The sequence below is a fragment of the Streptomyces sp. NPDC026522 genome (genome assembly GCF_055567555.1).
Map to the genome: position 1 here is coordinate 20,814 of NZ_JBVHQF010000018.1, position 24,383 is coordinate 45,196.

24 protein-coding genes and 1 pseudogene are annotated in these 24,383 nt (G+C 68.9%); 13 read left to right on the forward strand and 12 right to left on the reverse strand.

Annotated features, from left to right (window positions below):
* Window positions 1-18: 18 nt before the first annotated feature.
* The 3 genes from ACZ4M3_RS33605 to ACZ4M3_RS33615 all read left to right on the forward strand — a co-directional run bounded on the left by ACZ4M3_RS33605 (window position 19) and on the right by ACZ4M3_RS33615 (window position 3,015).
* Entirely contained in the window at window positions 19-1,605 is a 1,587-nt protein-coding gene (locus ACZ4M3_RS33605; RefSeq protein ID WP_467739178.1) for an FAD-dependent oxidoreductase, read from the forward strand.
* A 493-nt stretch (window positions 1,606-2,098) separates the two neighbouring features.
* Window positions 2,099-2,473 carry a hypothetical protein gene (locus ACZ4M3_RS33610; protein ID WP_467739180.1) on the forward strand — a complete coding sequence of 125 codons (375 nt, stop codon included), beginning with the start codon at window positions 2,099-2,101 and terminating at the stop codon, window positions 2,471-2,473.
* Window positions 2,474-2,652: 179 nt separating this feature from the next.
* Entirely contained in the window at window positions 2,653-3,015 is a 363-nt protein-coding gene (locus tag ACZ4M3_RS33615; protein ID WP_467739308.1) for an ArsR/SmtB family transcription factor, read from the forward strand.
* Between the two features lie 38 nt (window positions 3,016-3,053).
* On the opposite strand, the gene ACZ4M3_RS33620 is transcribed toward ACZ4M3_RS33615, so the two are convergent.
* The 5 genes from ACZ4M3_RS33620 to ACZ4M3_RS33640 all read right to left on the reverse strand — a co-directional run bounded on the left by ACZ4M3_RS33620 (window position 3,054) and on the right by ACZ4M3_RS33640 (window position 7,593).
* Entirely contained in the window at window positions 3,054-3,536 is a 483-nt protein-coding gene (locus ACZ4M3_RS33620; protein ID WP_467739182.1) for a hypothetical protein, read from the reverse strand.
* Window positions 3,537-3,970: 434 nt separating this feature from the next.
* A complete protein-coding gene (locus ACZ4M3_RS33625) occupies window positions 3,971-4,516 on the reverse strand; it encodes a YncE family protein (protein WP_467739184.1) in 546 nt (181 codons plus the stop codon).
* 407 nt (window positions 4,517-4,923) lie between these two features.
* Window positions 4,924-5,808, reverse strand: coding sequence for a thermonuclease family protein (locus ACZ4M3_RS33630; RefSeq protein ID WP_467739186.1), 885 nt, complete (start codon window positions 5,806-5,808; stop codon window positions 4,924-4,926).
* Window positions 5,809-6,751: 943 nt separating this feature from the next.
* Complete coding sequence (locus ACZ4M3_RS33635) at window positions 6,752-7,318, reverse strand: RICIN domain-containing protein (protein WP_467739188.1); 567 nt, start codon at window positions 7,316-7,318, stop codon at window positions 6,752-6,754.
* A 74-nt stretch (window positions 7,319-7,392) separates the two neighbouring features.
* On the reverse strand, window positions 7,393-7,593 hold the full coding sequence (locus ACZ4M3_RS33640; protein ID WP_467739190.1) for a hypothetical protein: 201 nt from the start codon (window positions 7,591-7,593) through the stop codon (window positions 7,393-7,395).
* Window positions 7,594-7,746: 153 nt separating this feature from the next.
* Here ACZ4M3_RS33640 and ACZ4M3_RS33645 point away from each other — a divergent pair, with 153 nt between their 5' ends.
* A complete protein-coding gene (locus ACZ4M3_RS33645) occupies window positions 7,747-9,120 on the forward strand; it encodes a hypothetical protein (RefSeq protein WP_467739192.1) in 1,374 nt (457 codons plus the stop codon).
* A gap of 15 nt (window positions 9,121-9,135) precedes the next feature.
* On the opposite strand, the gene ACZ4M3_RS33650 is transcribed toward ACZ4M3_RS33645, so the two are convergent.
* Complete coding sequence (locus ACZ4M3_RS33650; RefSeq protein ID WP_467739194.1) at window positions 9,136-9,678, reverse strand: GNAT family N-acetyltransferase; 543 nt, start codon at window positions 9,676-9,678, stop codon at window positions 9,136-9,138.
* Between the two features lie 27 nt (window positions 9,679-9,705).
* Here ACZ4M3_RS33650 and ACZ4M3_RS33655 point away from each other — a divergent pair.
* Window positions 9,706-10,259, forward strand: a pseudogene (locus tag ACZ4M3_RS33655) (IS5 family transposase); the annotation flags it as partial.
* A 153-nt stretch (window positions 10,260-10,412) separates the two neighbouring features.
* Here the strand turns inward: ACZ4M3_RS33655 and ACZ4M3_RS33660 are convergent.
* Complete coding sequence (locus ACZ4M3_RS33660) at window positions 10,413-10,910, reverse strand: DUF4232 domain-containing protein (RefSeq protein WP_467739196.1); 498 nt, start codon at window positions 10,908-10,910, stop codon at window positions 10,413-10,415.
* Window positions 10,911-11,660: 750 nt separating this feature from the next.
* Between ACZ4M3_RS33660 and ACZ4M3_RS33665 the strand changes: the two genes are divergently transcribed.
* Window positions 11,661-12,119 (forward strand): hypothetical protein, encoded by a 459-nt coding sequence (locus ACZ4M3_RS33665; RefSeq protein WP_467739198.1) that lies wholly within the window; start codon window positions 11,661-11,663, stop codon window positions 12,117-12,119.
* A 19-nt stretch (window positions 12,120-12,138) separates the two neighbouring features.
* Here the strand turns inward: ACZ4M3_RS33665 and ACZ4M3_RS33670 are convergent, their stop codons facing one another.
* Window positions 12,139-13,140, reverse strand: a complete 1,002-nt coding sequence (locus ACZ4M3_RS33670; protein ID WP_467739200.1) for a DUF2278 family protein — start codon at window positions 13,138-13,140, stop codon at window positions 12,139-12,141.
* 558 nt (window positions 13,141-13,698) lie between these two features.
* Between ACZ4M3_RS33670 and ACZ4M3_RS33675 the strand changes: the two genes are divergently transcribed.
* The 4 genes from ACZ4M3_RS33675 to ACZ4M3_RS33690 all read left to right on the forward strand — a co-directional run bounded on the left by ACZ4M3_RS33675 (window position 13,699) and on the right by ACZ4M3_RS33690 (window position 18,552).
* Entirely contained in the window at window positions 13,699-14,781 is a 1,083-nt protein-coding gene (locus ACZ4M3_RS33675; RefSeq protein ID WP_467739201.1) for an MBL fold metallo-hydrolase, read from the forward strand.
* 531 nt (window positions 14,782-15,312) lie between these two features.
* Entirely contained in the window at window positions 15,313-15,783 is a 471-nt protein-coding gene (locus ACZ4M3_RS33680; protein ID WP_467739203.1) for a DIP1984 family protein, read from the forward strand.
* A gap of 1,371 nt (window positions 15,784-17,154) precedes the next feature.
* The gene (locus ACZ4M3_RS33685; protein ID WP_467739205.1) at window positions 17,155-17,520 is read left to right on the forward strand and encodes an ArsR/SmtB family transcription factor; all 366 of its coding nucleotides are present in this window, start codon (window positions 17,155-17,157) and stop codon (window positions 17,518-17,520) included.
* A gap of 609 nt (window positions 17,521-18,129) precedes the next feature.
* Window positions 18,130-18,552 carry an arsenate reductase ArsC gene (locus tag ACZ4M3_RS33690; RefSeq protein WP_467739207.1) on the forward strand — a complete coding sequence of 141 codons (423 nt, stop codon included), beginning with the start codon at window positions 18,130-18,132 and terminating at the stop codon, window positions 18,550-18,552.
* 532 nt (window positions 18,553-19,084) lie between these two features.
* Here the strand turns inward: ACZ4M3_RS33690 and ACZ4M3_RS33695 are convergent.
* Complete coding sequence (locus ACZ4M3_RS33695) at window positions 19,085-19,720, reverse strand: hypothetical protein (protein ID WP_467739209.1); 636 nt, start codon at window positions 19,718-19,720, stop codon at window positions 19,085-19,087.
* Window positions 19,721-19,734: 14 nt separating this feature from the next.
* Entirely contained in the window at window positions 19,735-19,992 is a 258-nt protein-coding gene (locus tag ACZ4M3_RS33700; RefSeq protein WP_467739211.1) for a hypothetical protein, read from the reverse strand.
* 287 nt (window positions 19,993-20,279) lie between these two features.
* Here ACZ4M3_RS33700 and ACZ4M3_RS33705 point away from each other — a divergent pair, with 287 nt between their 5' ends.
* Window positions 20,280-20,636, forward strand: coding sequence for a CU044_2847 family protein (locus tag ACZ4M3_RS33705; protein ID WP_467739213.1), 357 nt, complete (start codon window positions 20,280-20,282; stop codon window positions 20,634-20,636).
* A 162-nt stretch (window positions 20,637-20,798) separates the two neighbouring features.
* On the opposite strand, the gene ACZ4M3_RS33710 is transcribed toward ACZ4M3_RS33705, so the two are convergent.
* The gene (locus tag ACZ4M3_RS33710) at window positions 20,799-21,455 is read right to left on the reverse strand and encodes an NADPH-dependent F420 reductase (protein ID WP_467739215.1); all 657 of its coding nucleotides are present in this window, start codon (window positions 21,453-21,455) and stop codon (window positions 20,799-20,801) included.
* A 110-nt stretch (window positions 21,456-21,565) separates the two neighbouring features.
* Between ACZ4M3_RS33710 and ACZ4M3_RS33715 the strand changes: the two genes are divergently transcribed.
* Both ACZ4M3_RS33715 and hpf read left to right on the forward strand, forming a co-directional pair.
* The gene (locus tag ACZ4M3_RS33715) at window positions 21,566-22,000 is read left to right on the forward strand and encodes a winged helix-turn-helix transcriptional regulator (RefSeq protein ID WP_467739217.1); all 435 of its coding nucleotides are present in this window, start codon (window positions 21,566-21,568) and stop codon (window positions 21,998-22,000) included.
* Between the two features lie 260 nt (window positions 22,001-22,260).
* Window positions 22,261-22,557 carry a ribosome hibernation-promoting factor, HPF/YfiA family gene (gene hpf, locus ACZ4M3_RS33720; protein WP_467739219.1) on the forward strand — a complete coding sequence of 99 codons (297 nt, stop codon included), beginning with the start codon at window positions 22,261-22,263 and terminating at the stop codon, window positions 22,555-22,557.
* A 1,173-nt stretch (window positions 22,558-23,730) separates the two neighbouring features.
* Here the strand turns inward: hpf and ACZ4M3_RS33725 are convergent.
* Window positions 23,731-24,219, reverse strand: coding sequence for a GNAT family N-acetyltransferase (locus ACZ4M3_RS33725; RefSeq protein WP_467739221.1), 489 nt, complete (start codon window positions 24,217-24,219; stop codon window positions 23,731-23,733).
* Window positions 24,220-24,383: the final 164 nt, after the last annotated feature.

Genomic DNA, 24,383 nt, shown 5'->3' on the forward strand with positions numbered 1-24,383 from the left:
TCGAAGAGGGGATCTCTCGTGCATGACGTAGTGATCGTGGGAGCCGGTCCGGTCGGTCTGGCGCTCGCCTGCGAGCTTGGCCTCGCGGGCTGTTCCGTATTGGTGCTCGAACGGGAATCGAAGCCCGGCCTGCCGCTACGGTCGGCCCCGCTCGGGAGGCGAGGGCTGTCCGCCGCATCGGTCGAAGCGTTCTACCGGCGCGGAATGCTGGAACAGTTGCGGACGGCGTCGGGCGTCCAAGAGGTGTTCGGTGCGGCGGCCCCCGAAGCGGGCGCGCCGGCACGTCCTCGGTTCGGCGGCCACTTCGCCGGCATGATGCTCGATGCGGCCCAGGTCGATGTCGCCGCCCTGCCGTTCCGGCTTCCCGGTCCGGCACTCGAAGGGATGATGACCGACCTCGAAGCGATCGAGACGGTGCTGTCCGAGCGGGCGTCCGAGCTCGGCGTGGAAATCAGGCGCGGCGTTTCGGTCTCGGCCGTCTCCCCCGACGGCGAGAGCGTGGTCGCACGTGCCGGCGCGGACGCGTACGAGGCGCGCTGGCTCGTCGGCTGCGACGGCGGACGAAGTACGGTGCGCAGGCTCGCCGGCTTCGAATTCGTCGGTACCGAGCCGCAGTGCACCGGGTACGCCATGCAAGCCACTCTCGCCGATCCCGAGAAGCTGCGCCCCGGCTTCAATCTGACGCCGACGGGCATGTACATCAGGATGCCCGCCGACGGACACATCGCCGTAATGGACTTCGACGGTGGTGCGTTCGATCGCTCGCAGCCGCCGGCTCGCGACCATCTCCAGGCGGTTCTGCGCCGCGTGTCCGGCACCGACGTGACCCTCGACGAGGTCCACATCGCCTCGAGCTTCACCGATCGGGCGATGCAGACGACTGCCTACCGGCGGGGACGCGTCCTGCTCGCGGGCGACGCCGCCCACATCCACTCCCCCCTCGGCGGCCAAGGGCTGAACACCGGCATCGGCGACGCAGTGAACTTGGGGTGGAAGCTCGCGGCGACCGTGCACGGGTATGCGCCGGACGGGCTTCTCGACACTTACGCCGAGGAGCGCCATCCGATCGGTGCGGCGGTGCTCGACTGGACGCGTGCCCAAGTGGCGACCATGGCGCCGGACCCGTACGCGCAGGCGATCCAGGCAGTGGTCCGCGATCTCATCGGGACCCGTGACGGAGCGACCTACGTGTTCGAAAAGCTGTCGGGATCGTGGATACGGTACGACCTCGGCAGCGAGCACCCGCTGGTCGGCCGCAGCGCCCCTGATTTCCGTCTTGAGGACGGCACTCGCCTCGGCGGCCTCATGGAGGACGGGCGGGGTGTCGTGCTCGATTTCACCATCGACCGACGTCTGCACGCTTCGGCGACGGGTTGGGAGGGCCGGATACGGTACGCGGCCGGGACGGCCAGGAACGACCTCGGGGCGGCTGCCGTGCTGGTGCGGCCCGACGGTGTGGTCGCCTGGGCAGGTGATCGCGACCCTGACCGGGAGGCGTTCGAGCAGGCCGCGAGCCGTTGGTTCGGTGGTCCGGTCGCTGCCGGACCCACGGTCCGCGCCCGCCCCGAACCCGTATCCCCGCGCGCAGGTTCCGGTCGGTCGTGAGGTGCGGCCCTGAGTGCCGCGGCGTACCGGCGACGGTGCACGAGCGGTTCGACAGTGGTCGCCCCGTAATCGCCCCGTAATGCCCTTACGGTCGCGGGACGAACATGAGGCAGGCCGATGGATGCAACGAAAGCGGCCGGGGGCCGCAGTCAGCGCTCAGGTGTCGACCGGTATGACAGCCAGGACCGGCAGCACCCGTGCCTCCTTTGCCTCCCGTGCGCCAATGTCACGGCGTTCACCGTGAGTTGACCGCTCCTTGAACGGCCGGCCGGGGACGCAGGCCACCGGTCCGGCCCGTCCGTCCGGGGTGCGGCAGGAGTGATTCGGGCGACTTGTGACTCCTAACACGCCATACCTCGGTGGACATTCAGCCCAATCTGTCGTTCTTCCGGTGCTGCTGCGCGCGCTCGGTAGCGTGAGCCTCACAAGGGGTCCGGTACCGGGGGGAATTGAGTGCCGGGCGCGAACCGAACAAGCAAGGGAGCGGACGCCGATGGCGAACGTGGAAGTCTCCTTGAAGGAGGCCATGACCTCGATCGAGGGAGCGATGGGAGTCGCGCTGGTGGACTACACCAGCGGCATGGCGTTGGGCACCCTGGGCGGTGGGAAGGATCTCGATCTGACGGTCGCCGCCGCGGGGAACACCGACGTGATCCGCGCGAAGGTCCGCACCATGGAGATGCTGGGCCTGAACGACGAGATCGAGGACGTACTGATCACGCTCGGCGGCCAATACCACCTGATCCGGCTCCTCAAGGGCCGTGGGGTCAGCGGCCTGTTCCTGTACGTCGTTCTGGACAAGGCCAGGTCCAACCTGGCCATGGCCCGGCACCAGCTCAAGCGAATCGAGTCCGAGCTGGAGCTCTAGCCCCGGCATTTCGACGCCCACGCATGCCCACGAGTTGAAGAGTTCTTCAATCCGGCACATCTGAAACGAATAAAAAACGGGCATGCGTGGGCCCGCCGGCACGAATCTATGGAAGGCCGACTCGCCGGAAGCATCGCGGCCACACGTCTTGAAGCAACAGGCAGGAGCACTCCATGGGAATGCAGGTACCCCTCTACCAGGCGAAGGCCGAGTTCTTCCGCATGCTCGGACACCCCGTCCGCATCCGTGTCCTGGAGCTCCTGCAGGAAGGTCCGGTACCCGTACGTGACCTCCTCGCCGCGATCGACGTCGAGGCGTCCAACCTCTCTCAGCAATTGGCAGTCCTGCGCCGTTCCGGCATCGTCATCTCCATCCGTGACGGAGCGACCGTCAGCTACGCGCTCGCCGGCGGCGACGTGGCCGACCTCCTGCGCGCGGCCCGCCGCATCCTGACCGAACTCCTCGCCGGTCAGAGCGAACTCCTGGCCGAACTGCGGCAGGTGGAACCAGGGACCGCGGCAGCAGCCGGCCGTCGGAGCTGATCCCGAAGGCGTCGAGCGCCGGCGTCCCGCGACGCGAGTCATGTCCACAATAGACGTAGGCCGGTCGGCCGGTCGTCCCGGCCGCGGCCTACGGCAGCACGGCGGACCAGACTCGGAAGGCGCCGCCAGGAGGCGGAGAGCCGGGGCCGGCGCGTGTTGTGGACGTGCCGGGCTTCTGGATCAACGGTGGAGACCGTCCGGTTCCGGGCGGTGCCCCGGTGATGCCGCCAGCGCCCGTCGCGGCCGTCGGAGTCCTCGGCGGGCTCGACGTCCCGCCCGGCGACCAGGGCCAGGGCGCCCACGGCGTTCGCGGCTTTATCGCCGAGTCGCCGGCGGGGCAGGTGGCCCGGCAGCGGCAGCGCGTCAGTGACCAGCGCGTCGACCTGCCGGGCGCGGGCCCGTGCATCGTCCGGGCAATCCACGGCGACTGTTCCGGCACCGGGGAACTCGTGGATCACCGCCCGGACGGCGGCGATGAGCTGGGTGCCCGTGTCCCGGGTGGCGACCGCGTCATCCAGCACGGTGGAGTCCGGCGCCGGCGGTGGTCGCCCTTGCGGATCCCGGTGGCCTTCACCACCTCGCGCACGGCCTCGAAGACGCGGTTCGGGCGGGCGGAACGGGGAGGCCGACGGCGGAGGTGGCCAGCAGCGACGGATCGAACGCCATTTCGTCGAGGCCCAGTCCGCACGCGGCCTTCCACCGCAGGTCGCACCGCAGTTCCTGGACCGTCCCGAAGTCCGACAGCCCGTGCAGGGCATACAAGGGGTCGCGGCGTCCAGCTCTGCGGCGGGATGCTCGGCCGCCGCCCATTCGCCGACGGATACATGCCGGCCCGACGGTCTCGCTCACCCACTCACCCACCGTCACACGACGAGTCTGGCCCTGCCGCCCCAGCGGCAGGGCCAGAACCCGAGATCCTCACGCGCCTGCCAGCGGGTGGGTGCTCGTGTCGCCGTCACAGTCGGCCGGTGGCCACCCCCAGGGTGTCGCCGGCGCCGGCGCCGGCGTCGGCGTCGGCGTCGGCGCCGACGGTGATGGGGGTCACCGCGCCGGTCGCGGTGGCGATCGCGAACACCGTTCCCTGGGGTGTCCCGTGGCCGTAGGAGCCGACCACGTAGGCGTTCTTTCCGTCTGGGGTGACGGCCACCTCCGCGGGAAGGAAGTACCGGCCCGACCCGTTGGTCGGCAAGGCGTCGCCGAGGGGGATGGTCTTGGTGATCGCACCGGTGGCGGTGTTGATCACCGATACCTTGCCCTGCTCGGCCTTGTTGTCGACGCGGACCACGTAGGCCCGGTTGCCGTTGGGGCTGATCGCCACCCCACCGGTGCCGGCGCCGGTGATCGTGTGGACGATCTTCCGCTTCGCGAGGCTGATCACCGAGACGGTCCCGCTGTTCCCGGTCACGTAGAGGCGCTTGCCGTCGGGGGTGACCGCCAGGCCGTTGGCCGGCTCGTCGAGGCGGATCGTGGCGATGACCTGGTCGTTGGTGGCGTTGATCACGGACAGGCCGCCCTTGTCGCGAGAGCCTCTCCGGTCGTCGGCGGCGGTTCGCGCGGGGCAAGCGCCGCTGCGGCCGGGTCTGTCGCTGGGTCCGGGGCGCCGGGGACCGGCTTCTCCTCGTCGGCGCGGACGGAGGGGGGCGGCTCTTCTCCGGGATCCGGTGCGTACGGCCGTGTCGTCCATACGGCTGAACTGGCGCGAGGTGGGCTGAAGCAGTGCCCAGATCAGGGCGGCGATGCCGACGGTGGCTGCCGTGGCTTGAAAAGCCGGCGGCGCGTCATGTCGTATGTGCTCCGAACGACTGGCTCCGAAGCACGGGAACGACCGCTCCAGCGGCACCGGGCCACCACAGCGGCCGACCGTTGGCCGCGACGGCAGCAGGCAGGGTGGGGGGTGCCCGTTGCGGTTCACTTCTCGGTGAAGATGATCTCTCTGGCCGGGTGGGTCATCCGCACGGTGTTGTCGGCGGTGACCTCGACGATGTGGTGCAGGCCGCTGAAGAGCTTCTTGGTGTCCGGCAGGAGGCGGAATTCGTCCGCGCCGCCGGCCAGGTACGCCCGGAAGCGGTCCAGTGACGGATCGTCCGGGGTGAAGTCCAAGTAGTCCTTCAGCCGGCGGAACAACTTCGGTAGGAGCACCTGCCCGGTGTGGTCGTCCGTGATCGAGGCCATCCCGGTGATCGTCGCCCCGTCCATGGTCTTGTCGATGCCGGCGGCCCACAGGCCCACCCCGGCCGCCCGGGCCTGCTCCGCGGCGTCGGTGAGCACCTCACGCAGGTACGCGGGCAGGCCGGCGTAGTAGGTCGGGAAGGCCAAGCCCAGCCGGAGCAGCTCGAAGTTGACGGTCCTCTTCAGCAGATCTTCGTCGATCGTCGTCTCGTAGCCGCTGTACACGGGCGGGGTGATCTTGCCGGCGAACGCTACGCACCGGCCGTGGACGTCGCTGCCCCGGGTGAGGATCCAGCCCGGCACGCTTTTGGGTACCGTGACGACGGTCTCGTCCTCCTCGTTGCGGATGACGGATTCGAAGCCGACCAGGGTCAGCAGTTTGTCCGCGGCCTGATGGGCGAGATCGCGCGGTTGGTGCTCCTCGTGCGGCTTCTGGCCGTAGTGGGTCTCGAGCGCATCGATGGCTTCCAGCCGGATGCTGACGCGGCCGTCGGCCTTCGGCACGATCGGTTCGCAGCCGGGTACGAGCTTCCAGTCGGCCACGTTGTCCGCGACGAACGGGAGCGTGTCGCCGTCGGGCCGGGCGCGGTCCGTCATCTTGAACGAACCCTTGATCAGCAGCATGGACAAGGCGACTCCCACAGACGAAGGGGCAGGTCGGTGCGCAGCCACTACTTTACGTGATTGTCCGTCACTTTGTGTTCATGCGAGGGTGTGGGGGGTGACGGACCGTCGGGTACAAATCTCCACTGGTGCCGCTGAGCGCTCCGGCGTCCGCGGGGGCTTCGACCGTGCCCGGCACCGAGCACCCGGCGACCCGGGACGCGGTACCGAGCCAGTCACCCGTCCGCGCACCGGCCTGCCCCATGGGCGTCCCCGACTTCGGTTGAACGGTGACCTTTTGAACGGGCAACTTGCTCGCGTTGCGTTTGCCGCTGGCTACGGGCGGTCGGAGACTGGTGATATGAGCATGGCCCCGGCTCTGGAAACCGGGCTGGTCGGTGCCAACGCTTCTCCCGCTATCGCCACACCCCGTCGGCTCTTGCCGTGCGTCCACGAGGCCCGCGCGGAGGGTCGTGGCAATGCTGCGTCCCGCCGCATCGAACCCCGTGAACCTCTCGGGCGTCCCTACACGCTTGCCCGTTACTCCTCTTTCCCAGGAGGTGTCCTATGGACAGGACCTCCCGAGTCAACTGCATCATCCCCCCGCACCTTCTCAAGAGGCTTCTGGAGAGCGACGACAGAGAGGTGCGCCAGGCTGCCTTGGCCACCCTGCTGACCACCGCCCGCCTGCGGGGCGAGCGAGCGGTCCGGGCGTCCTTCGCCGGCCCGGCCGCAACCGCGACTGGCAACGGCCGCCGCACCGTCTTCGACTGCGACCAGGGGAGCTTCCTGGCGTCCGCCGTCCTGGCCAGGTCGGAGGACGGACCGGAGTCCGCGGACGAGTCCGCGAACCGGGCCTTCGACGGACTCGGCCTGACGCGCGATTTCTACCGGGAGGTATTCCAGCGTGACTCGATCGACGGCCACGGGATGCGCCTGGACGGGTACGTGCAACTGCGGCCACTCACTCCCAGGCGTCGAACCGCCATTTCTGCGGGTTTCCGTGGCAGTCCTGCTGCACGACGGGTGCGCCGTCGCGACGGCCGCCGTCGGCCACCCCGAGGCAATGCTCGCTCTCGATCAGGTAGCGGTCCCCGCTGCCGTGCAGCACCCACTCGGTGCTCGCCTCCGGGTCCGAGCAGTCCGCCTGCACGACAGCCGTATGCACGTCGAACCGGTCCCCGGCCAGGGCGAGGCACTTGTCGCTGTGTTGGGCCCGCAGCTTGACGAAGAGGAGGTGATCGGTGCGCTTGCCGACCGGCCGGTCCTCCAGCTTGCCGAGGGGCTGGTCCGCCACATCGGTGGCCCGCCAGCGCTGGTCCGTGATCCCGAGGCAGTGCCACTGGACGACGTCCGCGCCGTTGCGCAGGGAGGACCCCGCGACGCTGAGACACGTGCCGACCGGGGAGCGGACTTCGTAATACTGCACGGCGGCGTGGGCCGGCCCCGTCCCCAGGGCCAGGGGCTGGGCGACGAGAGTCGCGAGAACCGCGGCCGCGCGGCCCACGGGACGCCAAGGTATGCCGGTCATACGTCCTCGTCCTCCTCTCCGGCGAACTTCGAGCAGAACCGGTCCGGGTGGCAGGAATACGTGCGACCGGGCGCTCAGGTCGTGATGGGTTCGCCGTCGTACTTGCCCCCTATACAGGTCCACAGCCCGGTGCCGGAGTCGTACACCACCTTTCCCTTGGCCGCCACGCACGCCGGTCCGGTGGCAGCCGGTACAGCAGCCTGCGCGACGGGAACCGCGGCTCCGAGAGCAGCCAGTACGAGGGTGCTGATGAATCCGAGAAGTCGTGCACGCATGGGAGCTCCTGCAAGGACGAGCGACATCGATACATCGCAGAGCAACACAACAACTCCAGACTCCCCCTGTGTTGCGTCGAGCGCACCCCGGCGCGGGAGGATCAGGCGGCGCTCCAGGCGGCGTTCCCCGGGAACAAGCGGCAGGCTGGAGTTATGGAGAACACGCCCGAGGTGACCGTCGGTGGGCCGGATGGCCTCGGCTTGCGGAAGGTCCTCATCGACGGCAAGCCCGTCGGCAGCGTTCGGTCCCCCAGGGAGCTCCGAAGACTCCTGCGTCGTGCCGGTCTGCCGGGTGACCACGAGGTCCGTTGGCTCGGCGCGGACGCCACCGTCTGGCCCGACCGAGCGTGGCGGCGACGAGCCATCGGCGCCTTCATGGTCCTCGGCCTCCTGGTGACCGCGTGTCCGCTCTTGCGGATCGGGCTGTCGGACAGCGGCGACGCCCTGACCTACGGCGGGAGGATCGCAGGATTTACCGTCTTTGTTGCCGCCCTGGTGGAGTTGGTTGCGGCCACGGCCGCTGTCGACTACTGGCGCAAGAGGCGATGGAGTTACTCGGGAGTGACCGTTCTCGCCGGAGTGGTGCTCGCCCTCGTCTGCAGCGTTCTGTTCCTCTCCCTGCAGATAGGTGAGTGTTTCACCGGCTACACCCTGATTGGGATAGCCCTCGCGGCCTGGTCCTCGGTGGCGCTGTACAGGCTCATCAGATGCCGGGCGTGGCAGGGTCTTCACGTTCCGAAGAAAATCGCGATCGGGGTGCTCGTCTCCACCCTTCTCGCCGTCACCAACCTCGCCTACTCGCAGCTGTATGTTCCTTACGTGATGCCCCTGGTGGTACAGAGCGGGGCCGCGTTCAAGGAATCGATTCTGGCAAGTGGGGGGAAACGGATGTACATGACGGTCCATCTGTACGTGAAGAACGCGGGCCAGGTCCCTGTTTACATCCTCGACAGCATCTACTCGATCCACGGTGGCCCGGCGAGCAGCGTATCCGACGCCAAGGCTCCCCGAGGTGATCTGATCTACGATGGCGCATTCGTCACGCCGGTGGGGCGCGTGTTGAACCCGGGTGAAGAAGTCGCGCAGGATGCGGTGGTTGAGATCAATGATCCGCAGACGCGTAATTACGAAGCGATCAAAGTGCAGGCCGATGTTTATGTGATCAGGAAAGACCGCATGATCATGCCAGCTGATTATGCGCATTCCCAGACGGTAGGCGCGAAGCTCGACGAGAAGGCAGGGGATCCTCCTGATGCCGATTACAGATATCGATCTGACATCTCCAACAGCAGTGAAATATTGAACTTGACTCGGCGTCCGCAGCGTATCTCAGTCTGGAGGGTCAACAGTGGAGGATGGCCCGCCATCGTGGTGGATGTATCACCACCGGGTGACCGCATAGCCTTTGATCCCGAGTGGCCCATCAAGAATGAGAAGGCCGTTGCCCGGTACGGCCTCTCGCAGATCCGTGGCTCCACGGCGCAGATGCCCTATCGTGAGCTCCTGGACAAGGCCCGCACCAACTAGGATTTGTCCGGGCGATCACGAAGTTGTCGGCGGCAGGTTCTTCATGAGAACGATGCTGTCGTAGTTGGTGACGTCCCACCGCCAAGTGCCGATCGGCGCGTAGCCTCGCCGGAGATACCAGTCGACGAGGTCTGTTGCCTGCGAGGAGGTGTCGATGACGACCTGTGTCGATCCGAGGGCAGCAATGCGTGACTCCGCCAGAGCCAGCAGCCGTTGTCCGAGACCGGTGCCTCTTTGCGATGGCTCGACGGCCAGTTGCCAGAACGAGCCCCCACCCGCCGGCGCTGGATAACCGGCCGGAGTGGTGTGCGGCGCTGACACGGTGACGGTGCCGACCAGTACGTTTCCGTTCATTGCGACCCAGCACTCGCCCTTGCTCAGGCGGTGCTGTGTGTCCTGCGGAGATTGGTAGGAGGCGAAGAAGACCCGCCCGGCTGCAGCGTGGTCTGCATAGGCGCGGTGGAGCAGAGACGTGAGCTGCTCCACCGAATCATCGTTACCAAAACGCCTGACCTGCCCGGTCGCAGACGAGCTGGCTTCCGTCGAGTTGATGTTCATCCTGGCAGTCAAGCGCACTTCTGGGATCTGAGTGACGCCGAGTGGGAACGGCTGTGGCCGTTCTTGCCGGTCAGCAACGGCCGGTGCGGCAGGTGGCGGGATCACCGGCAGGTGATCGACGGGATCCTGCACCGGGTGCGGACCGGCGTGCAGTGGCGTGACCTGCCCGAACGGTTCGGCCCGTGGAAGACCGTCTACGAACGCCACCGTCTGGGGTCGGCCGACGGCACCTGGGAACGTCTCCTTCAGCAGGTCCAGACCGCGGCGGATGCGGCAGATGAGATCGACTGGGACATCTCGGTCGACTCCACGATCGTTCGCGCGCATCAGCATGCGGCCGGCGGCCGCACCGAACCACCGCCAGCACCCGTCGCGAAGGGGGCCGCAGGGATGGAACACCAGGTCGAGACGCTGTGGCAGAGTTTCGTTGCCCGCCTGGTGGAGGTGGTGCGGGAAGTGAGGGCCTGGGCCGCTCGCGCGGCGGGTTCACAAGCAAGCTCCACCTGAACGCGGACGGCCACTGCCGCCCGCTGTCCCTGAACGTCAGTCCAGGTCAGCGGGCGGATTGCACCCAGCCAATCGGGAAAGGTCCGCCCCGTGTGGCGTGACCTGGCCGACGCGGTGCCGACGGTCTTCGCCGACAGGCGCGCCCGATGCGGGCCGATCCGGCTTGCATCGGGCGCGCGGTGAACGCTGCACGGTCCTGGACGGGTACTGCGCGTGCTCCTCAGTGGTTATTCCGAGGCTTGTACCGGGCTGATCTCAAAGGCCCCGCACAGCCGCAGGTGGGAGGGGATCTGCACGGCCTGATAGCTGTTCGGCGGGTAGACCTTGACATAGGTCGACACCGGCCGGCAGTTCGGCACCACGGCACGGTTGTTGGTGCGGAAGACGGCGGTCACGGTCTCGCCCGGGGATACGGACACCGTATCCACCGGCTCACCGGTGCGGATCGCCGAGGTGCCGATCTGATGATGCTGGACATCCACGACGCTGACTCCGGGGTATCCGCGCAACGCACAGGTGTGGGTTGAGGTATTGGTGAACATGATCGGGTAGTAGAGCGACCCTGCGGCGCCTTCCGCCCCGCCGACTGTCAGGTGCAGGTCGGCCACGTGACAGGTGGGGGCACTTGGCAGGGCCGTTGCCTGGGTGGCACCGACCGAGACGCCGGCGGTTGCCAGCAGGGCTGCGGCGGCGATGGTCGTCGCCCGTTTTACGACGTTGCTCATGGCGCCAACTCCTCTGTTGGCGAGAGGGATTACTCGTGCGGGGCGCGCGAAAGGGGATGTGTCCAACAGTCTCGCGGACGACCGATCGAGCGGTGCACTCCGCAGCCGGACGCTGCACGCCTGATGGCACCATCCTACCGGCGCGGGGTTCTCGCGGCTTCTCGGCGCCGGTCCTGCGGAAGGGCGCGTGCCACACGGCCCACGACCTCTGTTCGGTGCCGGTGACGACCCGCACCCCTACGGCACCGGTGTGGGTGACGACCGCACACGGCGCCGTCCTGGGGGCCGGCCGAGCCCGCTCCGACGGCCCGGTGTCGGGGTGGCGAGCAGGGCTCATTCCGGTCGCTATCAGGGCCGGCTGGTCATCCGGCGAGGAGCTCTACGGCCCGGTCGATCAGGTCCTGCGGCGCCAGGACGCGGGTACACACGCCAGGACGGCGGTACACAACTGAACGGCCGGGGCGGATTCGCCGCCGCGTAAGGGACCCCGGACATGTCGATTCCCCAGCAGACGCGGACCAGCCCCGCCATGTCCCTGCTGAGCCGTTCACCCAGGGCTGCGCACGTTCGGAACACCGGCCCGGCAGGCGGTCTGCAGCTGCCCGGCTTAGCTTGGAACCGTGCTTTCAGTCGTCCAGGCGTGCGACCCCGACGGCGCTCTGAGCAGCTCTTCCTGTACCCGTTGGCCGCTGCAGATCTATCTGCGTGCACGCCCGTAGTGACGGTTGCGAACCGAGGGAAGGAGCAATCATGGGCACGTTTCCGCGTTCGGCATCCCACTGGCCGCGACGCTTCGCGCTGAGTGCGACTGCACTGGCCGCGATCGGCCTCGCGGCCTCGCCGGCCGGCGCTGCGCCGGCCGGCGTGGGCACCCCGGCCGGGTCGATCCACGTCGGTCTGGACAAGGCGCCGCAAGGTCCCTATTTGTTCCAGTACACCTACCGGGGGCACCTCAAGATCGGCGGAGGGAACTTCACCCTCGGCGGCAAGGTCTACATAGCCGTCAAGTACAACTCCGGGCAGCTCAGGTACAACGGGAACGTGATCGCGAAGACGAATGCAGGCGTTCCCGGCGGGGCCGCCTATCTGGAGACGAACATCGCCGCTCCCTGCGCCCCCGGCAACAACGGCTACGCCCAGGCGTACGACTACAACACCAGCACCTGGTCGCCGAAGCTACCGGTGGCGATCTGTGTGCGGTTCGACTGAGCTCGGTGCACGCCGGTGTTCAGAAGGTGATGGTCCGTCCCTGACGTTCCGCTTGTCGCGCGGTGTAGGCGACGCCGTGGACCTTCATGCCGTCCGGGTCGAGAAGGGTGATCGTGCCGCCTTGGTTGCCGAGGCGGAATCCGTTGCCGATCTGGACGGTGAGGGTGGTGCCGGCTTCGAGCCTGCCCGCGGGCAGCGGGAGGGTGTGCTGGTCGCGGTCGGTGAGTTGCCACCCGTGCAGGTCGACGGGGCCGGGTGAGGCGTTGAGCACGGTCACGGCTTCAGCTGCGGAGCCGGAGGGGTTGACCAGGGCGGCCATGATCCGCAAGGGTTCGTCGCGGTCCCCGGAGCGCGGTGGTGCGGTGTCGATGGGATGGCCAGTGCTGTCGTCGGTGTGCCAGGCCTGGGACTGGAAGGCCAGGAAGATCGCGACCCAGCGGTTTTCGGCGGGCAGGTGCACGAACAAGGCGCCGTCCTGCCAGACGCCGTTGTCGGAGCGGAAGCGGCCGCTGTTGCCCTGGTTCATGTGGATGTCGTGTACGCCGTTGCCGGGCCGGAACCCGAACACCTTGTCGGCGATGTTGGCCTCGGGGCCGAACCGTTGCCCGAAGACGTAGAGGCCGGCGGTGCGGTCGGCGATGGCGCGCTGCACGTAGTGGTCGAGCAGGTCGGCCAGGTCGTTGTCCGCGCCCTCGATATCGGGTGGGAGTTCTCGCATCGAGGCAGGGTTGAACAGGTTGCCGCGGATGAAGTCCAGGGCGGCTTTGCCCGGCTGGGACGCCAGGGCCGTCCACCCGCTGCCGGCCGGCGGGAGCAGCTCGGTCACGGGGTGGCGCAGGTCGTCGTCGACCAGGTAGAGCAGCTCCGAGGGCGCCTGTTGCGACTCGACGTTGACGGCGGCCCGGTAGCGGGTGCCGGCGTTGTCGGTGAGGTGGATCTGGTAGTGAGGGGTATCGCTGGATCCCTCCCGGCGCCGGTCTACGGCGCGGGCGGCCAGGACACCGTAGCCTTTTAGCGGCATGGGTCATCCTCTGGATTCCGGTGGGAGCGGCACGGCCGGGTGTGGGCGTGCCGATGGAGCGGAGTGGGTGCGGGCCGTCGAGGACGTCGGCCCGGCCGGTCGGTGTCGGTGGATCGTGGACCTCGTGCATTGCGAGGAAGTCGTGGGCGAAGCCGGTGGAAGTGCCGGCCAGGCCCTTGGCCGGGTACGGGGCCTGGTCCTCGGACCCGAAGCGGCCGCCGGGCCGGTGATGGTTCGCCAGCTTCCAGCTTCCAGCTGCCGGTGACAGCCATGTCCCACCCTCGTAGCGCGCCGGGGCAGCCCTGCCGGCCGCCGACCCTCCTCGCCGTTATCCCCCGAACACGCCCCGACGGCACTCCGCATCACCCGATGTTCACCCGCCTTGCCCTGCGCAGCAGCTCACGCTGCGCACAGCGGCAGCCCCGGGTTGGGCTCGGGCCCCGGCCGGCGCCGCTCGGGACGGGCGACCTGGTCGCCCGCGGCCCTTGTGCCAGAGCTGCCGCGCGCTGCTGACCAGCGTAGATTTGATGGTGCGCCCGGCTGGAGGGAGACGATCCCATGGACACGGCCATCCGCATCGAGGTGCTGCCTGCGCGACTGGGCGACTGCTTGCTCGTGGAGTGCGGGCGCGGCAACCGGCCGCCTTGGCGCATGCTCGTCGACGGCGGTCCCCCGGGCACCTGGCCCCGGCTCGAAACGAGGTTGAGCCGGCTGGAGCCGGACGAGCGACACATCGACGTCGCGGTGGTGACCCACATCGACAGCGACCACATAGGCGGCATGCTCCCGTTCCTGCGGAGCGAATACGCCGAGGACGTCGGCGACTACTGGTTCAACGGCCCTCCGCACCTGCCCTCAGGGGGCAGCGTGGAGGGAAGCGTCGCCGAGGGGCAGAGCCTGGTGGCGGCGCTGCTCGGGGAGTCCGTCGGCCCCGTACTACCGTGGAACCGGGCATTCGGCGGCGGCCCCATCGACACGGGGGGCGAGTCCGGGTTCATCGAGGTACCGGTCCCGGACGGGCCGCGGGTCACCGTGCTCTCACCGACCTACGAACGCCTGGCGGCACTGCGGCGCGAGTGGTCCGAAGCCATCGACCAGGCCAGGCGCGGCTGGCGGGGCGGCGTGGGGCCCGACATCCTGGAACCCCTCGGCGATCTGGCCGACGTTGCCGCTCGCAAGACGGCCGACGACACGACGGCTCCGAACGGGAGCAGCATCGCGCTGCTGGTCGAGCACCGCGGTGCCCGCGCCGTACTCGGGGCGGACGCGTTCGGGCCCGTGCTCGGGGCCGGCCTGCACGGGGTGGCCGCCCACCGCGGTCTGCCGGCCCTGGAGGTGGACGCTTTCAAACTCCCGCACCATGCCAGCCGGCGGAACGTGACCGAGGCCTTGCTCGAAGCCGCCCCCGCCCGGCACTACCTCGTGTCCACCAACGGCGACACCTACCACCACCCCGACGACGAGGCCCTGGCCCGCGTCATCCTGACCGCACCGGACGGCCCGACGCTGTGGTTCAACTACCGCACGCAGCGCACGGCCCGGTGGGAGGATCCGGAGCTGTACGAGCGATACGGCTACGCCACGAGTTTCCCCGAGGCGCCAGAGACGGGCACGGTCCTCGAACTACCGGCGACGGCGTGATCAGCACGAAGGACGCTTGCCGCCATGCCGTCGAGGAGCGGATCGACCGCCTCAACGGCACTTCAGTGGTGCAGATGGTAAGCGAAAGCTCGTCCCGCCATCTCGGCACGCACCGGGCCCCGCCTTTACCCGGACCGGCAGCGATCCTTCTGCCTGCCTCGATGCGCACGGCTTCTGCTGGAACGGAGAATTCGCGCTGCCCACGCCGGAGGCCGTCGACTGGGGCATCTTCCACTTCCGTACGGTGCCGACGGAAACGAGACTGAAGGCCGGCGACACCTGTACGCCCTCGATCCCATGGGCGGTGAACCGATCTGCATCGAGTTGTTGTTCCGGCCCTACCCCCGACAGGGCGCCCCATTGAGAGGCCGGCCAAACGGAAATGTGGGCGCGGTCGGCGGCACGGGCGGTTGTCCTCCGGACAGCCACTTCAGTGGCTGTCAGGAGCTCCGGCGGATCAAATCCCGATGCGTACCGCTGGTTTGTCTTCGTATGCTCGTGCGAGCTCATAGAGGGGGGAAGGTGGGGACAGTGAAGCTTGCCGAGGCACTGGCGGAACGTGCGGATGCGACACGCCGTGTGGAACAGCTGCGAGCGCGCGTCGTCAGCAGTGCGCGGTACCAGGAGGGCGAGACTCCGGCCGAGGACGCGGCTCAGCTGTTGGCTGAGGCCGGTGAGGTGCTGGACGCGCTGGAATCGTTGATCCGGCGGATCAACCGCACCAATGTCACAGTGGAGATGGGACCGGACGGCACGCTCACCGACGCGCTCGCACGCCGGGACGTCCTGCGGTTGCGTCACTCCGTGGTCACTGCGGCAGCGGATGCGGCTGCTGGTAAGGGCGAGCGGGGATACGGCCGGCAGCTTCGGTCCGAGTTGATGACGCTTTCCGCGCTTCCGGTCGCGGAACTGCGCGGCCAGGCGGATGCCCTCGCCCGGGAGATCCGGGAGGTCGACGTGCAGATCCAGCGTACGAATTGGGAGGTCGATCTGCTGGACTGAGTAGTCCAGCAAGCTGGGACGATGTGGAGCAGGTAGCCGTTTCGGAGGCGTGCACAGACCGAGGGCTGGCGGTTTTCCAGCTCCCTCCTGGCGCGTGAAGAGCAACGTGGGGTTCGACTCCCCGGCAACAGTGCAGCTCAGCACGGCTTACAGGTAAAGGTGCACATCGCACAGCACATCACCACGTGCAGATCCGAGGCGGCGAGGGCGGGTTCGGGGCTTTCCATGTCGCAGCACCATGGAGTACAGCGAATTCCAGCGGTTACAGATGGCGATTTCGGTTACCGAGGTTTTCGGGGCGTCGTCGGGCAGTACGGTTCGTGATCACTGCGGCATGCCGGTGGGATGAGGTATCTGCGGGTGAGTGTGCGGTCGGTGAACGCCGGGCCCTGGCCCGGGTTCGGGCGGTGATCCGCCGTCGGCTGCGAGTGGGCCTGTCGGTCGCGGCCTCCTGGTCTGGGCACCGATTCGGTTCGACGGTCCGATCGCGGTGGTCTGGCACAACCTGAACACTCACCCACCCACTCACCCGGCTGGCGGGCTGAAGCGGTGTGCGGCCGAGCCCACCGACCTGACCACCGAACCAGCGTCGCCACCCTGAACATCAGTAACTGCCTCGATGCCTCACGATCAGAGGCGCCAGATCGCGAAGACCGCCGCGCAGAAGCCGACGGCACACATCGGCACCGGCCAGGTCCGTTCCGCGGAGTGCGACCAGCGGGCCCGTTTCGAGGATCTTCATGGGTGACGTCCTGCCTTGACGGTTCGGTGACTGCAGAGAAACGGGGGTGGTGCGCAGTCCGTGCGCACCACCCCTGCCGGGGTTCCGGGCCAAGTCCCCCGGACTGCTCCCGTGAAGGGGCCACACGCGGCAGGGCGAAGGTGAGCACCAGCTCGGCTGTGATGAAGCCAGTGCAGTGACCAGCGTAGTTCCCAGAGGTTCTTCCGGAACCGGATGTCCGGGGTACCGCTGCGGTGAGGGGTGCCGAGAGTACGACACGGTGGTGAAGAACGTGGTCGGCACGGGTGCGAGGCCGTAAGAGTCGACGTTGTGGGGTAGGGCCACGGTGTGACCAGATCTGCAGAGGAGGCGGATGCCTCGTCCTGGACACCACCGGTTACCGCCCGGAGCTGCCCTTCCTTACGGGGCTGTCCGGCGCGCTCGACGAGTCCGGGCGCGCCCGCCATCGCGGCGGAGCCTCACGCACCCGGCTTGGCCTTCGCGGGGCTTGAGTCAGCGCGGTCTGCCCTCGAACTCGGTGTGCGGCGTCGGCAGGGAGACCGCGCGTGCCGTCCGCCTCCTGGCTGGTCGCCTGGCCCGCGCTTGAGACGCTCCTGCCGCTCTGGTTCGACATGTGTCAACATAGACGTATGCCGAATGCGAAGGTTCTGCCGCTCCTGGAAGCCGACCAGGCCGTCGCCGCGTGCTGCCCGCCGCTGACCGAGCGCCCCTTGTCCGCGGACGAAGCCGAGGTCGCGGCGAAGATGTTCAAGGCCCTGGGGGACCCGGTCCGCCTGCGCCTGTTCTCCGCTGTGGCCTCCCACCAGGGCGGGGAGGCGTGCGTGTGCGACATCTCCGACGTCGGCGTTTCTCAGCCGACCGTCTCCCATCACCTGAAGAAGCTGAAGGAGGCGGGACTGCTGTCCTCCGAGCGACGGGGAACCTGGGTGTTCTACCGCGTCGAGCCCTCGGTACTCGCCGCCATGGGCCGGCTGCTGAGCCGGTCTGCGGTCTGACGGCGCTGGCCGGAGCGCCCCGTGGACGAACAAGAGCGCCCCGGCAACCGGTCAGGGGACCAGCGTGGCGCCGTAGTCGGCTTCGGCGATCGCGGCGATGATCTGCTCGGCGGGTAGGGCACGGGTCGGGTCGACCACGTCCGTTCCCTGGGCACGTCAGTGCTGCTTGCGGTGACCCCGGCCAGTTCCTCCACCTCGTCGTCGATGAGCAGACCGCAGCTGTTGCAGTGCATGCCGGTGACGGCTAACGTCATGCGGATCGTGCTCACCGGACGGTCTCCTTGGAGGCTACGGGCTGCGCCGGGGCGGTTTCGAAGCGGATCTGGCCGCCGTACATGCCCCACGCCGCAGGTGAAGGGCAGGCTGCCGGGCTTCGGGGGCCCAGGTCGATGGCCGACATAGTGATCACGATGGGCTGCGGCGATGCCTGCCCCGTCGTGCGCCGCCGCCGGTACCTCGACCGGGACCGTCGCCCGCCGACCTCGACGGAGCGCCGATCGCCGCCGTCCCCGTGGCGCCATCGACGCCTAGATCAGCGGGATGGTCACCCAACTCGCGCCCTGAAGCCCCCACAACCCCACCGCAGTCGTCTCCCCCAAGGAAGAAACGATGTCCTCCGCTCCTGCCGCCGCCTCCGTCCTGTTCGTCTGCATCCACAACGCGGGCCGCTCCCAGATGGCGGCCGGGTTCCTGCGCCACCTCGCCGGCGACCGCGTCGAGGTCCGCTCCGCCGGTTCCGTGCCCGGCGAGCAGATCAACCCCTCCGCCGTTGCCGCCATGGCCGAGCTGGGCATCGACATCTCCGACCAGAAGCCGAAGCTCCTCACTCCCGAGGCCGCCCAGGCGTCCGACTACATCATCACCATGGGCTGCGGCGACGCCTGCCCCTACTTCCCCGGCAAGACCTACCTCGACTGGCAGCTCGAGGACCCGGCGGGCCAGGGCGTCGAGGCCGTACGTCCCATCCGCGACGAGATCAAGCGCCTCATCGAGGGCCTGATCGCAGAGATCGACGCCGAGTCGAAGGCCTGAGGCGACGACGCGAAGTGACCGTGAGGACCTCGACGGACGACGTAGGCAACGTCATCGGCACGGGCTCCGGCCCTGCCGGATACATCGCCGCCCCCCACCCGCCCGCGAGACGCTCAGGCCGCAATTTGACAGTCCTCACTTGGTGCGCGCCGGTCCCGGCCAGCTGATCCGGAGCATCGGCGGCGAGGATGGCAAGCAGCGGCGCGATCCGGCGCTGCCAGTGATCGCTACCGAGGCTCATGCAAGCAGGGTCGCACTGACCCACTTCCGTGACTACCCGTTGGCCCGGGCACGGCCGTGAGGACCTGCACGGGCAGACCGAGCCGGGCGTCGACACGCCTTGTCGCGTTCGATGGGCTTGCCATTGCCCATGGTGCAGTCGCCGTGGTGCTCCCGAAGATCTCCGGGGGATTCACCTGCCGCCGTCGGTACGGGCCGCCGGAACGCGTGGGTGGCGGAGCCTGACCCTCCCGCCGCCTTACGGCGCGAGGGCGTCTGACTCTGGGTGAGGGGCGGGTGGCTTTGACCGTGGTCACTCGGTTCCACAGGACACGACGGCGTAGTCGGCGTGTCCGTTCTTGCCGTTGGCGAAGTGGTCGCCGCCGGGGCCGCCTGCGCCTCCCCAGTCGGTGTTCTTGTCGAGGGGGCCGGGCAGGCCGCTGCCGGGGGAGCGCTGGCCGGCGGGGCCGGCGGTGAAGTTGTGGGCGTTGCCGGCGCGCGGGCCGACCACGCTCTGGCTCTGGGAGCGGATTGTGCCGGGGGAGTTGCACACGCCTCCGCCGCCACCTGCGCCGTGCCCGCCGATGGTGGCGGGACTGTCGCCGTAGCCGACGGCGCCGCCGAGGCCGGCGTGGTCGAAGGGGCCTCCGCGGCCTCCGGCTCCGCTGCCGCCGCCCCCGCCGGGTCGGGCGCCGGCACCCTGCTGGAAGCCGCCTCCGCCCTCGGCGAGGCCGAGCACGCTTGCGTCGGAGGTGAGGGCGGCCGAGTTCCCGCCTCCGCCGCTCCCTCCGGCGCATCCGCCGTCGTTCTGGTTGCCCGGACTGCCGGTGTTGCCGCCCCCGAAGCCGCCCGCACCGCCGCGGCTTCCTTCGAGGCGCCCCTGGTGCCCCTTGGGGCCTCCCCCTCCGCCGCCTGCGACTCGGACGCGGATCGTCGAGCCCGGTGCCATGCCCGTCACCGTGCTCACACCGCCGCCCCCGCCGCCTGCACCACTGCGCCGTAGCCGGCAGCGGGCCAGCCTCCACCGCTGCCGCCACCCCCGCCACCGATCAGGAAGACCTTGAACGTGGTCACATTGGCGGGCAGCTTGAGAGTGTAAAGGCCCAGTTGGGCGTAGATCTCGCTCGTCGCGGCGTGCGCCGGTGTGGCGCTGAGCCCCGGGGCCAGCAAGATGGCCGCGTTGCCCGTCCCGGCGGCCTTCCGCCCCTGCCGCCGTGCCATGGTGCCTCCCTTGAATCAGTCCCGTGGCCTTCAGGATCGCTTCGGCCGCAAGACGAACTACGGAAACGGCGCGCTGATCCACGCGAAGGAGAGACTGGTGACGTCGGTGGGTGGGGCTGCAGGTGGCGAGGAGGGGGAGTGGCCGCTCGCTGCCTCGCCCGTACGGGTGAGACCCGGTCTCAACTCGGGGCAACCACAGCCCTCCGGGTAGCCGTCCCTCTAGCGTGCGGCTCCGGAAGGCATGCTGGCCACGATCCAGATGCGCGAGCACGAAAGAAGGCGGAGGCGTGCTGACATCTCTGACCCGAATTCCGCTGGACGGCGGAGGCAGCATTCTGGTCGAACAGCAGGCGGAGTGGGATGCGCCCGTGAAGGCCAGCCGCATGGGCGGCGCCGTACGGGAATTGCCGATGACCCTGGAAGGGGCCCTCGAACCGGTCACGGAGGCGGTCCGCGCCACGCTCGCCCAGCTGCGCAAGGCTCATCCCGACCAGATCGCCGTCGAGTTCGGCGTCGACCTGGCATTCGAAGCCGGGGCTGTGATCACCAAGAGCCAGGCCAGCTGCCACCTGAGGGTGTCCGTTTCCTGGAAGAGCGACAGATCCGATCACCCCCACGCGGATACGGGTGCGGGCTCTCGGTGACGTGACCAGCGCGGAGAAGAAACCAGCTCGGTCCACCCGGCCCGCCAGTCTCCGGCAGCTGCGGGCAATGACCTTCGTCAGTCCGTGCCGAGGCACCATGACCGACTCAGGCCCGGAACGACAACAGATCCTCCGCCCCGGGCAAGAGCCGTCAGACCCTGCCTAGTCGTCCAAGGCACCCGGAGCCAGAGCCGGCGCCGGAAACGCGGAGCGGGCCTCGGCCCCCGACCACCAGACGCCGACGGCGAAGACGGCAGTGGCCTCCAAGAGGGCGGCGCGACCGAGCCCGCCGCAGGCCAGCGGAGTACAGCCCATGGAAGTGATGAGCTCCGCGACCCGCGCGGCGGCGTCCGAGTGGTCGGTGCAGAACGGCACTGCCAGAGGGGTCCCTTCGAAGGCCGGCTGGTCCAGCGTCCAGATACTCTCGTGACACACCCCGAACGCCTTCACCACGTGGGCGCCGGGGGCGGCGTCCGCGAGGAGCCGGGCGACCGAGGTGGAGCCGCCCGTGGTCAGGGCCGGGCCGTCCGGACCCGGCGCCATCGGTACGGTGCAGTCGATCAGGGTCCGCCCGGCGAGCTGGTGGGCCAGCTCCTTGCCCAACTGCGGCGCGGCGTCCGCCGGGACGGCGGCCAGTACCACCTCCCCGTGGACCGCAGCCTCTGCGAGGCTGCCGTGCCCGGAGGCGCCAATGAGCCGGGCCGTGCGGGAAGCGGACTCGGCGTCCCGACCGCCCACCCGAACGTCGTGGCCGGCCCGTACCCAGGCCGTGCCGAGGGCCGTGGCCATTGCCCCGGTACCAAGAATTCCGATGCGCATGTGCTTGCTCCCGTCGTCCGTGTCGCGAGATGTGCGAGGTGTGACGGAAAGGACGTTAGGCACGCCGATGCACACCACATGGTGTGCATCCGGCCGGGCAGGATGAATGCATGGTCGACGCGGCGGTAGAGGCAGTAGAACAGGACCTGGGCCAGGACATGGGCGGTGGTGAGTACGCCGCGGACTGCAAGGCGAGGGTGGCCTTCGAAGTACTGTCCAACCGCTGGGACAGCGTGATCGTGTACATCCTCGGCGAGAGCGGACCCATGAGGCCGCGCGCGCTGATCACCCGCATCGGCGGCATCAGCCCCAAGGTGCTCAACGAAGCCCTGCGCCGCCTCGAGTACAACGGTCTGGTCGCTCGCCAGGCATACGCCGAGGCGCCACCGCGCGTCGACTACTCCCTCACCGAGGCGGGTGTCGCGCTGCTGGGCCCGATCCGTGCGATGGGCGCATGGGCGGGACGCTACGCAGAAGCGGTCTTGGCCGCCCAGACCAGCTTCGGATCCCGGGAAGACCGGCCGGACAGGTCGAGTACGTCATGAACTGCTGCAACCGCTGGTGATCGACACCGGGCCGGTCGGCCATCGGCTGCATCGACTTGCGCCGGCCGTCCAGTAACAGGCTGACCCACACGCTGCCGCCTCGGCGCCCCCGCATCCGATCCGCCGCGCACCCGGCCGCGCGGCAGAAACCGGCGCGTAGCAATCCGCCAAGTCGACCACGCGCCCGAACGCAAGTCAGTGCCCGGCAGCGATTGGCTAGTCTGACCAGCGAGGATCTGCCGACAACCGAGAGGAAATCCATGAACCACACGCTCAACGGAGACAACGTCGAGATCACCGACGCACTCCGCGCGTTCGTCGGCGAGAAGCTGGCCAAGCTCGACGTCCAGGGCACCGATACCAGCAGCGCCCGCGTGACCCTCACAATCGACGGCACGAAGCAGAGCGCCTCGGGCACCCTCCAGGTGGACGGCCAGGACCTTACCGCGATCACCGCGACAGCCTCTGACATGCACACTGCCATCGACCAACTCGTCAACAAGCTCTCCGCCCAGCTCAAGAGGCACAAGCAGAGGCAGTACGGACGTCCCCAGTAGTCACGACCGCGCCCACGCCGCGGCGATCTGATCGGAACCGCCGAGGGCCGCCGGATCGATACGACCCAGCTCGCCGCCCTCGCCTCAGCAGAGGAAGGCGCCGGCTCTGGCCGGCCCTCTTTTTCGGCCGCTCAGTACGCGGCCCCCGCTCCTGCAGCGGGATGCGGTAGCTGCCGGCCCGGACAGCGCCGGCCCCCGAACGGACCAGAGGCATGCTGCATGACGGCGACGGGCGGCCCGGGGCGCTGGCCCGTGCCAGGTAGCGCGGGCGACCGTCTCCGATGGCTCGGAGCGGCTTGCGCGCGCAGGGCGTGGCCGTGGCAGATCAGGGCGGAGGGTTCGAGCTGCTGGTCCTCGGCGCGGTGCGCCCGCCGCGCCAGGCTGTGGCTGCCTTCGAGGGTGATTCCTCTTCCTGCCCCCTCAGCCGTTCGTGGGGACTCAGTTGGATCGCTGTGCAGGTGACTGTGGTCTTGCCGTCTGCCGTCTTCACTACGTACTTGGTGCCAGTGAGGCCGCCGAGGTCGAACCTTCCCGACTGGTCGATGGGGACCGAGCCAGAGGTGGAGCCGGAGTAGGCGACCGTCGTGCCGGCGGGGAATCCTTCGTCCCACACGTGATACCTGCCGTCCGAGTCCGCCTCGATGTTGCACTTCGCGGCTGTGGGGGCCGTGGTGGTCGAGGCGTGGGCGGCGGTGGGGCCCACGGCGAGAGCGGGGCCAACAAGAGCGTGAGTGCTGCAAGACGACGTGTCTGGTTCATCGTCCAACCTGCCTTGGACCCTGATGGTGCGGCCGGTGAGGCGTGACGGCTCCGAAACCCGTGGCAGCGGCCGAGCCGCTACTCCGTACTGGTGGTGGCCCTACCGCCACGTTTGTCAGGAAGTGGGCAGAGCCGCCGTGATCTCGGCGGCAATCCGGGCCACCTCTCCGTCGCGGCGCGCGACCAGCCGACGGCGTCGGAACGTTCGAGGGCGGTACGACCAGGTCGAGCCGCGACGAGCGGTAGCAGTCGAGCGCGGCCTGCTTGCTCGCTGCGTCGTTGCCGAGGATGACGTGGAGCTCGTGCCCGCAGTGACGGGCGGTCATGCCCTTTGGGCCCGGGAGCCCGCAAGGACGAGCCGGACGACGGCCGGATCGGCGGTCGGGTCCGCGATGGACGCGGCGAACTCCGGCGTCACGTCAGGTCCTTGCGCATGAGCGTGCACATCGTCTCGTACCGCTGGAGCGAGCCGTCCTCGGCCTCCACATCCCAGGAGTCGAGCTCGCGGCCGAAGGCCCGGTAGCCCAGGCGTTCGTAGAGGGCGCGGGCGCGCGGGTTGCTCTCCTCGACGCCGAGTTCGGCGCGGGTCAGGTCGCGGGCGCTGATCCGCCGCTCGGCAGAGCGGATCAGCAGCGTGCCGATCCCGCAGGACTGCAGGGCCGGGTGGACGCTGAGTTGCCAAAGAGTGCCGACGCAGGGTTTGACCGTGTAGTCGATGCCACCGACCGCCACCGGGAGCCCGGCCGGCGTGCACACCGCCAGGTAGTCGATCTCGCCCGCCTCGGCGCGGCGGATCTGGTGGACGAGCCCGCGCACGTGCTTGCAGGACCCGGCCCAGCCACAGGACGGCAGATCCGCCTCGGTGAGGCCGCGCACCGACAGATGTAGCCTGATCTCGGTCATCGCCGCATCCCTTCGACTGACAACAGCGGCCATCTCCCATCTCAGCCTCCGGTCCCCGTGCTGTCCAAGGGGTTTCGGGTCGGCCCCGACGTCAGACGGAAGGACTCCCGCTCGCGACTGGGGCCAGGCAGCGGCGGGGTTCGGCCGGATGATTCGCCGCGGGG

Coding starts and splice junctions, on each gene's coding strand:
- ACZ4M3_RS33610 (WP_467739180.1), top strand. CDS start 2,099: ATGGCGAACGTGGAAGTCTCCTTGAAGGAGGCCATGACCTCGATCGAG.
- ACZ4M3_RS33615 (WP_467739308.1), top strand. CDS start 2,653: ATGCAGGTACCCCTCTACCAGGCGAAGGCCGAGTTCTTCCGCATGCTC.
- ACZ4M3_RS33630 (WP_467739186.1), bottom strand. CDS start 5,808: ATGCTGCTGATCAAGGGTTCGTTCAAGATGACGGACCGCGCCCGGCCC.
- ACZ4M3_RS33635 (WP_467739188.1), bottom strand. CDS start 7,318: ATGACCGGCATACCTTGGCGTCCCGTGGGCCGCGCGGCCGCGGTTCTC.
- ACZ4M3_RS33640 (WP_467739190.1), bottom strand. CDS start 7,593: ATGCGTGCACGACTTCTCGGATTCATCAGCACCCTCGTACTGGCTGCT.
- ACZ4M3_RS33645 (WP_467739192.1), top strand. CDS start 7,747: ATGGAGAACACGCCCGAGGTGACCGTCGGTGGGCCGGATGGCCTCGGC.
- ACZ4M3_RS33650 (WP_467739194.1), bottom strand. CDS start 9,678: ATGAACATCAACTCGACGGAAGCCAGCTCGTCTGCGACCGGGCAGGTC.
- ACZ4M3_RS33660 (WP_467739196.1), bottom strand. CDS start 10,910: ATGAGCAACGTCGTAAAACGGGCGACGACCATCGCCGCCGCAGCCCTG.
- ACZ4M3_RS33665 (WP_467739198.1), top strand. CDS start 11,661: ATGGGCACGTTTCCGCGTTCGGCATCCCACTGGCCGCGACGCTTCGCG.
- ACZ4M3_RS33670 (WP_467739200.1), bottom strand. CDS start 13,140: ATGCCGCTAAAAGGCTACGGTGTCCTGGCCGCCCGCGCCGTAGACCGG.
- ACZ4M3_RS33675 (WP_467739201.1), top strand. CDS start 13,699: ATGGACACGGCCATCCGCATCGAGGTGCTGCCTGCGCGACTGGGCGAC.
- ACZ4M3_RS33685 (WP_467739205.1), top strand. CDS start 17,155: ATGCCGAATGCGAAGGTTCTGCCGCTCCTGGAAGCCGACCAGGCCGTC.
- ACZ4M3_RS33690 (WP_467739207.1), top strand. CDS start 18,130: ATGTCCTCCGCTCCTGCCGCCGCCTCCGTCCTGTTCGTCTGCATCCAC.
- ACZ4M3_RS33695 (WP_467739209.1), bottom strand. CDS start 19,720: ATGGCACCGGGCTCGACGATCCGCGTCCGAGTCGCAGGCGGCGGAGGG.
- ACZ4M3_RS33700 (WP_467739211.1), bottom strand. CDS start 19,992: ATGGCACGGCGGCAGGGGCGGAAGGCCGCCGGGACGGGCAACGCGGCC.
- ACZ4M3_RS33710 (WP_467739215.1), bottom strand. CDS start 21,455: ATGCGCATCGGAATTCTTGGTACCGGGGCAATGGCCACGGCCCTCGGC.
- ACZ4M3_RS33715 (WP_467739217.1), top strand. CDS start 21,566: ATGGTCGACGCGGCGGTAGAGGCAGTAGAACAGGACCTGGGCCAGGAC.
- hpf (WP_467739219.1), top strand. CDS start 22,261: ATGAACCACACGCTCAACGGAGACAACGTCGAGATCACCGACGCACTC.
- ACZ4M3_RS33725 (WP_467739221.1), bottom strand. CDS start 24,219: ATGACCGAGATCAGGCTACATCTGTCGGTGCGCGGCCTCACCGAGGCG.